Below are 8,039 nucleotides of genomic sequence, written 5' to 3' on the forward strand. Positions count from 1 at the left end.
CCGCCGAGGCCCCGTCGGCCGGCGCCCCGCCCGTCTCCGCCACGGGATCGCCCGCGATGGCGGACCCGCGGTCGAGCCCCACGGCCTCCGCGGCGATCCGCCAGATCGCGTCGCCGCCGCGCAGGTAGCTGTTGCTGTCGTAGAACGCCCTGAGATGGCCCGTCGCGGCGAGCGGCCAGCAGAGCGCCATGGACAGCAGGAGCGCCGCGATCAGCCCGGGCAGCGTGAACAGAGGCGCGATGTTGTCCGCCGGCAGGAAGCGCCCGAACCTTGCCGGTCGAGGCGGGCGGCTCATGCTGTCCGCTTCGCCGCGACCATGCCGGGTTCCGGGGCCGCCGCAGGCTCGGCTCGGGCCCGCTCGAACTGTTCGTGGTAGGCGCGGTCGACGTTCACGTTCCACACGTCGTGGTTCTCGCCCGCGATGTTCCGCGCCGCGAGGATGCCGGTCAGCATGGAGTGGTCCTGGTTGTTGTAGCGGTGCTGCCCGTTCCTGCCGACGGTCTGGAAGTTCTCGAGCGTGCCCAGCCACTCCACGATCACGTCCAGCGCCGCGCGGTACTGCGTGTCATAGATGGGATAGGCCTTGGTCTGCCGCACCACCGCCCCGTCGACCACCTCCTCGCGGCGGGCGAGGCCGAGGCGCTCGAGTTCCTCGGCCGCGCGGGCCACGAGCTCGGCGTCGTCGGTGTTCCACAGCTCGTCCCCCTCCCAGCAGAAGTACTCCATGCCGATCGAGGCCTGGTGGTCGTTGGGGACCATGTCACGGGACCAGGCACGGAAGTTCTGGATGCGCCCGACCTTCACGTCGCCGGAATGCACGTAGATCCAGTTGTCCGGGAAGGGATCGGGCTTGTCGAGGACCAGGGCCACCAGGATGAAGTCGCGGAAGCGCAGGACCTCGGCGGCGTCCGTGACCGGCTTCGGCGGCGGCGGCGTGATGCTCCGGATCAGGGTGCGAAGGTCCATCGAGTTGATGACGTTGTCGGCCCCGATGCGGCGCGCGCCCTCCGGCGTCCGGACCGTGACCGCCTCGATCCTGTTGCCCGAGCGGTGAACCTCCGTGACATGGGCGTTGAGCTCGACCGCACCGCCCTTGTCGCGGACCCGGTCGGCCGTCCATTCCCACATCATGCCGGGGCCCTTGCGGGGATAGTCGAACTCCTCGATCAGCGAGACCGTCTCGTTCCGGCCGGAGAGCGCGTTGATGACGGCCTTCGACAGCGACAGGGACTTGATCCTCTGGGCGGCCCACTCGGCCTGGATGTCCCGGGGCGAGATGCCCCAGACCTTCTCGGTATAGCTGGCGAAGAAGTGCATGTAGAGCCGCCCGCCGAAGCGGTTCATGACCCACTGCTCGAAGGTGTCCTCCTGTTTGTGGGGCCGCACCTTCCACTTGATGTAGCTCAGCATGATGCGGACGGTCTCGTAGAGACCGATCTGCGACAGGGCGTTCAGCGGCTTCAGGGGATAGTCGAAGTAGCGCCCGCGATAATAGATGCGGCTGAGGCGGGGCCGGCGCAGGAACTCGTCGCCGAGCACCTCGCGCCACATCTGCTCGACCTCCGGCACCTTGGTGAAGAAGCGGTGCCCGCCGATGTCGAAGCGGAAGCCCTTGTAGGTCTCGGTCCGCGCGATGCCGCCGAAGTAGGAGCTGCCCTCGAGGACGGTGACGGGTGCGGCGGGGTCGATGCGCTTCAGCTCGTAGGCGGCGGAGAGGCCCGCCGGACCTCCGCCGATGATCACGGTGTGGCCTCTGGTGTCCTGCGTCATGGAATCCACCTCAGGCCGTCGCGCGCGCCGTCGGGGACGGCAGGCTCAGGGCGTCGCGGAAATACGCGATGGTGTTCTCGAGACCGGTGGCGAGCCGCACGCGCGGGCGCCATCCCGTGGTCTCGTTGACCAGAGAGATGTCCGGACGCCGGCGCCGGGGATCGTCGACCGCCTTGTCGCGGAAGACGATGTTCTCCTCGATGCCCACGAGCCGCTGGATCTGCCGCGCGAGGTCGAGGACCGTGACCTCCTCCGGGTTGCCGATGTTGAACGGCCCCGTGACGCCCGGGGCCGTGTCGCTGACGGCGAGCATGGCCGCGATCAGGTCCGAGACGTAGCAGAACGACCGCGTCTGCGAGCCGTCGCCGAAAATGGTGATCGGCTCGCCTTTCAGGGCCTGGACGATGAAGTTCGACACGACGCGCCCGTCGTTCACCTGCATCCGCGGCCCGTAGGTGTTGAAGATGCGGACCACCTTGACCTCGGTGCCGTACATCCTGCGGAAGTCGAAGCAGAGGCTCTCGCCGAAGCGCTTGCCCTCGTCGTAGCAGGCGCGCGGGCCCGTGGTGCTGACGTTGCCGAAATAGCCCTCCTGCTGGGGATGCACCTCCGGGTCACCGTATATCTCGGAGGTCGAGGCCTGGAGGAACCGGGCGCCCTTGCGGTTCGCGAGGTCGAGGGCGTTCAGCGTGCCGAACGCCGCCGTCCTGGCGGTGCGGAGCGGATCGGCCTGGTAGTAGACGGGCGAGGCCGGGCAGGCCAGGTTGAACACCATGTCGGCGTCCAGATCGGGCAAGGGCTCGATCACGTCATGTTGGATGAAGTCGAAGCCCGTCCGTCCGGAGAGATGCTCGATGTTGGCGAGCCGTCCGCTCGACAGGTTGTCGATGCAGGTGACGTCCACGCCGCGCCCGAGCAAGGCATCGGTCAGGGCAGACCCAAGAAACCCGGCTCCGCCGGTTACAATCGCGTGCGCCAATTATGCACCAAAACAATGGGAGAATCACAAAAAAGCTATTGGGATAATCCCTAAATTATTTGGCGAGTCAATATTCGCCAAGCACCCCATCTTGGCGCCGGGGAACCTTGCCGGACGGCAAGCCGGGACGGGTCGACCTTCGGGCTGGCAGGGCTAGGACGCCGACCGGCGTTCGCCGGCCCCGGCGGGTGCCGGAAGACAGCGTCCGGCGAGCCTCGCGCGCAGCGCGTCGTCGGCCCTGAGGCGCACAAGCCCTGCATGCCGCCCGCGTTCGAACGCATCGTAGATCCGCCAGTCCGTCCACCCGAAGTGGCGCCGCAGGAGACCGGCCAAGAGCATCCGCCGCCGCTGGCGGTTCTCGCGCGCCGCGGCATCGAGACAGGCCTCCGCAGGCAGATCGGTCTGCAGGAGCGTGACGAGGGCGGAGCCCGTGCCGAGCCCGGCCGCCAGTTCCAGCATCCGGGGGAGCGTCTGTCGCCCGGTGTCGATACGGTGCTCGAGGCGCATCTCGGGGATAAAGAAAAGCGCGCCGCCACGGGCCCGCAGCCTGAGACAGATCTCGACGTCGCCGCCGGATGTGGCGCCGCGCCCGATCCGGTCCTCGAGGAGCGGATCGTCCAGCCAGCCGCTGTCCACGAGCGCCTGCCGGTCGAGGACGAGGCCCGTGCCCACGAGCGAGTCCACCGCGCCCTCGCTGTCGTCGCGCCCGTGCGGTTGCTCCGCGAAGATCCACCCGTGACGGCGCAGGACAGGCGGAATGTCCGGGCGCCAGGTCGGCTCGACCCGCCCGCCGAGGGCCGCGGCCCCGGGATGGCGTTCGAGGGCGCTCAGGGCCTGCGCGATCCAGTCCGGCGCGATGTGGCAGTCGTCGTCCACGAAAGCGACGGAGGGCGCCCGCGCCTCGGCCACGCCGCGCTGGCGGGCGGCGGTGAGGCCGGGACGCTCCTCGCGGACGCATCTGAGGCCGGGCAGGACGCCCGAGGCCAGGTGCCGCTCGACGACGGCCTGCGTCCAGTCGGTCGACGCGTTGTCGATCACGAGGACCGACCAGACGCCGTCCGGCGCTGTCTGCCGCGCGAGGGTGGCGAGGCAGGCATCGAGCGCTTGCGCCCGGTTGAAGGTACAGATGACGATCTCGACGGCGGGCATCCCCGGTGGCCCTCGTTGCATCGGCGGCGCGCGGGTCGATCCGGCTGCTCCCGGATGCCGGATCCTAGCGACCGTCGAACGCGTGTCACGCCTGTCGTCGCAGGCCCGTCCCCACAGGCCGCGGCGGGGCGGTCCGCCGCCGGCGGCACCGTCAGTTGGAGGCGAAGGTCGTGCTGATGATCTCGCCGTGGAGCTGGGTGTTCATGTCCTCGACGAGGTTCTCGAGACCCGGCGACAGGAGCGCGAGGACCGCGAGGGCGAGCCCCACGATCCCGGCGGTCAGGAGGACCCAGTCGACCGTGACGGCGCCGCTTTCGGATGTCGCGAAGGTTCTGATGGAATTCATGTATCTCCCTCCAGGCTTCCATCTTCACGCCGCGTCGCGTCGCGCCTCGCGGCGCCCCTCCCGAACCCGACTCTCGCCACGAAGTGCGGCGGGAATTGGGCGGTGATGAAGACCGAAGATGTCATTGCGTCCAAAGGCGACGCGTTCGGCCTGCGCCGCGCCGCTTCGTCAACCGTCCTGCATCGCCGCGAGACCGTCTCCGCCGGGACCATCCCCCGCAGGCGTGGCTTCCACCTCGATTCCCGCCGCGCCGAGCAGCCGCTCCAGCTCGGCGAAGGCCGCGTCGGTCGGGGCGTGGTCCGTCTTGCCTTGGGTCAGCGCGCGGGCGATGGGCTCGGCCAGGCGGATCGCGCGGTCGACCTCGGCGTCGGAACCGGCCTTGTAGGCGCCGAGGCGGATCAGGTCCTCCATGTCCCGGTGCCGCGCCATGCTGAGGCGCGCGGCCCTGAGGAGCGCGTTCTCCCGCGGCGAATGGCAGCCGGGCAGCATCCGCGACACGCTGCGCTGGAGGTCGATGGCCGGATAGCGGCCGCGCTCGGCGATGGCGCGGTCGAGGACCACGTGGCCGTCCAGGATGCCGCGCACCCCGTCGGCGACGGGATCGTTCATGTCGTCGCCCTCGACGAGGACCGTGTAGATGGCGGTGATGTCGCCCTGCAGCCCCGTTCCCGGCCCCGCGCGTTCGAGGAGTTGCGGAAGTTCCGCGAACGTCGTGGGCGGGAAGCCGCGCTGCGCGGGCGGCTCGCCGGCGGCGAGGCCGATCTCCCGCTGCGCCAGCGCGAAGCGGGTGACGCTGTCGAGGAGGAGGAGGACATGCAGCCCCTGGTCGCGGAAGTGCTCGGCGATCGCGGTCGCGGTCCAGGCCGCCTGGCGGCGCATCAGCGGCGGCTCGTCCCCGGTCGAGACGACCATGACGGAGCGCGCCATTCCCTCGGGCCCGAGATCCTCGGCGATGAAGTCCTGCACCTCCCGTCCGCGCTCGCCCACGAGGCCGATCACCACCACATCGGCCTCGGCCCGCCGCGCGAGCATGGCGAGGAGCGTGGACTTGCCCACGCCAGACCCCGCGAAGACGCCCGTTCGCTGGCCCCGGCAGAGCGGCGTGAAGATGTCGAAGGCCTTCACGCCCGTCTCGATGCGGCGGCCGACGCGGCGGCGCGCGAAGGCGGCGGGCGGACGACCCTTGACGGGGCGCTCGGTCGGGCCGTCGGGGAGCCTCCCCCGGGCGTCGAGCGGCCGCGCGAGCCCGTCGACGACCCGCCCGAGCCAGGTGATGTCGGGGCGCAGGACGTCGTCGCCCTCGACCGCCTCGACCACGTCGCCTCCGGCCACGCCGCGCCAGTCGCCGAAGGGCAGGATGCGCGCGCCCCGCGCATCGAGGCCGACCACCTCGGCCAGGACCTCGCCGTGACGCCCGTGCACGCGGCACCTCTGCCCGATGCCGAGCGTGCGGCCGAGCCCGGCCACCGTCAGCGTCAGGCCGGACACCGCCGAGACCTCGCCGGCGATCCGCGTGCCCTCCGCCTCGCGTGCGGCCCGAGCCAGATCCGAGAACACCGTTTTCATGAACAAGTCGCTTCTCATTGCTTTTTATTCATGCTATCTGTTCTTGCAAACAAAGGAAAGACCGTGAATATCCCCGGCATATCGTTCTTCGATCTTGCGTCGCAGCGGCTCGACTGGCTCAGCGAAAGCCAGCGCGTGGTGGCCGAGAACGTGGCCAATGCCGACACGCCGGGTTTCCGGGCGCGGACGACCGCGGAGTTCGGCGAGATGCTCTCGGGCGAACGGGTCGCCGGCCTCGCCGTAACCGATCCGGGCCACATCCGCGGCACCGACGCCGCGGGCCCCGTCCGCGTCATCGAGGACCCCGAAGCCTGGGCCACCAGCCTCGACGGCAACAGCGTCGTGCTCGAGCAGCAGGCGATCCGGGCGAGCGAGCTCAGCGGCGGCTACCAGCTCGCCGCCACGCTCTACCGCAAGGGCCACGAATTCCTGCGACTTGCCGTCTCCGCCAACCCCTGAGCCACCCCCCTGAGGACACCCGCGCATGGACCCGCTCAGATCGATCTCCTCCATCGCGGCGAGCGGAATGCTCGCCCAGAGCCATCGCCTGAAGGTGACGGCCGAGAACGTGGCGAACGCGAACTCCACCGGCAACACGCCCGGCGAGGAGCCCTACCGCCGCAAGACCGTGACCTTCGCCGAGATGGTCGACCGGGTCACGGGCGCCTCGCTCGTGCAGGTTTCGGAAATCGGCCGCGACCAGTCGGAGTTCCCGCTGCGCTACGACCCGGCCCATCCGGCGGCGGACGAGAACGGATACGTGCAGACGCCCAACGTCAGTTCCATCGTCGAGATGAACAACATGCGCGAGGCGGCCCGCAGCTACGAGGCCAACATGAACATGTTCGAGGCCGCCCGGAACATGCGCCGCCAGATGCTCGACCTCCTGAGGTGAGGCGCAGGCGATGACCGACATCAATTCCGTGGTCTCGACCGCAGCGATCCAGGGCGCCTACCGGACCGGCCAGTCGCTTCCGGCCGCGGGCGCCGATGCCGCGTCGGGCGGCGAGACCTTCGCCGACATGCTGCGCGGCGTGGCCTCCGAAGCGGTCGATACCGCGCGCACGGCCGAGGCGACGGCGGCGGCGGGCCTCCGGGGCGAGATCGACACGCAGAGCGTCGTCGAGGCGACGCTCGAACTCGAGACGACGCTGAGGGTGGCGGTGTCGATGCGGGACAAGTTCGTGCAGGCCTACCAGGAAATCCTGCGCATGCCGATCTGACCGGCCGCTGGAAACGGAGCGTGACGTGACCGAAGCCGACGCCTACGCGATCTTCTCCGACACGATCTGGGCCATTCTGATCGCGTCCGGCCCCGTCCTGGCCATCGCCACGGCGGTCGGCCTCGTCATCGCCTTCTTCCAGGCGCTCACGCAGGTCCAGGAGATGACCCTGACCTTCGTTCCGAAGATCGCGGCGATCTTCGTCGGCCTCGTCGCCTCGGCGCCCTTCATGTACGGCACCCTCGCGCGGCTGTCGGAGGTAGTCTTCGACCTCATCGGCTCGGGCGGCCTGTGAGGCGCGCGGCGCTGAGCCTCGCGCTGGCGGTGGCCGCCTCGCCCCTCGCGGCGAACGGCTGGTCCGGGTTCTATGCGGCGTCGTCGCCGCCGCCCTCCGCCACGCGCAGCGCGCCGGCCGAGGCGCCGGGCGAGGCCGCGCTCTGCCTCCGCGCCATCCTCGCCGCGCAGGAGCGCTACGGCATTCCGGGCAACCTCCTCCTCGGGATCGGCCTGCAGGAGGCCGGGACGCGGCGGGGCGGCAGCCTCACGGTCTGGCCCTGGGCCGTCAACGCCGGGGGCGAGGGGCGGCTCTTCGACAGCCGCGAGACGGCGATGGGCTGGGTGCGGGACAGGCTCGAGGCGGGCGTGAGCTCGATCGACCTGGGCTGCATGCAGGTCAACCTGCGCTGGCACCCGGAGGCGTTCGAGACGCTCCGCGACGGCTTCGACCCCGAGATCAACGCCGACTATGCCGCGCGCTTCCTGCGCGACCTCTACCTCAGGACCGGGGACTGGGAGACGGCGGCGGGCTCCTACCACTCGTTCACCCCCGAGTTGCAGGGGGTCTACCTCGCGTCGCTTCGCCGGAACGTCGCGGTCGCGAACGCGCGTTTCGAGGAGTTCGCGGCGCTCGCCTCCCGCGCGCCCCGGACGGCGCGGCCCGCACGCGCGCCCGCGCCGCCCCTGCCCCCGCTCGAGGGCGGGTTCTGGGCGGCGTCGCTGTCGGACG

At 70.3% G+C, this 8,039-nt stretch carries 11 protein-coding genes; 5 read left to right on the top strand and 6 right to left on the bottom strand.

Annotated elements, in window-relative coordinates; genetic code table 11:
• From ACTS11_RS17240 to ACTS11_RS17265, 6 genes are all read right to left on the bottom strand, one after another.
• The coding region (locus tag ACTS11_RS17240) for a hypothetical protein (protein WP_442641528.1) at positions 1-295 on the bottom strand (295 nt) is incomplete at its 3' end.
• Positions 292-1,770, bottom strand: coding sequence for an NAD(P)/FAD-dependent oxidoreductase (locus tag ACTS11_RS17245; protein WP_442641529.1), 1,479 nt, complete (start codon positions 1,768-1,770; stop codon positions 292-294). The genes ACTS11_RS17245 and ACTS11_RS17240, both read right to left, overlap by 4 nt.
• 10 nt (positions 1,771-1,780) lie before the next feature.
• Positions 1,781-2,749, bottom strand: a complete 969-nt coding sequence (locus ACTS11_RS17250) for a UDP-glucuronic acid decarboxylase family protein (RefSeq protein ID WP_442641530.1) — start codon at positions 2,747-2,749, stop codon at positions 1,781-1,783.
• A gap of 153 nt (positions 2,750-2,902) precedes the next feature.
• On the bottom strand, positions 2,903-3,898 hold the full coding sequence (locus ACTS11_RS17255; RefSeq protein ID WP_442641531.1) for a glycosyltransferase: 996 nt from the start codon (positions 3,896-3,898) through the stop codon (positions 2,903-2,905).
• Positions 3,899-4,049: 151 nt separating this feature from the next.
• A complete protein-coding gene (locus tag ACTS11_RS17260) occupies positions 4,050-4,244 on the bottom strand; it encodes a pilus assembly protein (protein WP_442641532.1) in 195 nt (64 codons plus the stop codon).
• 168 nt (positions 4,245-4,412) lie between these two features.
• Positions 4,413-5,810: a FliI/YscN family ATPase gene (locus ACTS11_RS17265; protein WP_442641533.1), complete on the bottom strand. Its 1,398-nt coding sequence runs from the start codon at positions 5,808-5,810 to the stop codon at positions 4,413-4,415.
• Positions 5,811-5,873: 63 nt separating this feature from the next.
• On the opposite strand from ACTS11_RS17265, the gene ACTS11_RS17270 reads away from it, so the two are divergent.
• From ACTS11_RS17270 to ACTS11_RS17290, 5 genes are all read left to right on the top strand, one after another.
• Positions 5,874-6,269, top strand: a complete 396-nt coding sequence (locus ACTS11_RS17270; RefSeq protein ID WP_442641534.1) for a flagellar basal body rod protein FlgB — start codon at positions 5,874-5,876, stop codon at positions 6,267-6,269.
• Between the two features lie 25 nt (positions 6,270-6,294).
• The gene (gene flgC, locus ACTS11_RS17275) at positions 6,295-6,705 is read left to right on the top strand and encodes a flagellar basal body rod protein FlgC (RefSeq protein WP_442641535.1); all 411 of its coding nucleotides are present in this window, start codon (positions 6,295-6,297) and stop codon (positions 6,703-6,705) included.
• A 10-nt stretch (positions 6,706-6,715) separates the two neighbouring features.
• Entirely contained in the window at positions 6,716-7,033 is a 318-nt protein-coding gene (locus ACTS11_RS17280; RefSeq protein WP_442641536.1) for a flagellar hook-basal body complex protein FliE, read from the top strand.
• A gap of 25 nt (positions 7,034-7,058) precedes the next feature.
• A complete protein-coding gene (locus ACTS11_RS17285) occupies positions 7,059-7,328 on the top strand; it encodes a flagellar biosynthetic protein FliQ (RefSeq protein WP_442641537.1) in 270 nt (89 codons plus the stop codon).
• Positions 7,325-8,039, top strand: a 715-nt coding sequence (locus ACTS11_RS17290) for a lytic transglycosylase domain-containing protein (RefSeq protein WP_442641538.1), incomplete at its 3' end; no start/stop codon positions are given. The genes ACTS11_RS17285 and ACTS11_RS17290, both read left to right, overlap by 4 nt.

Origin of the sequence: Roseicyclus sp., from assembly GCF_052168335.1 — a bacterium.
Classification (GTDB): Bacteria; Pseudomonadota; Alphaproteobacteria; order Rhodobacterales; family Rhodobacteraceae; genus Roseibacterium.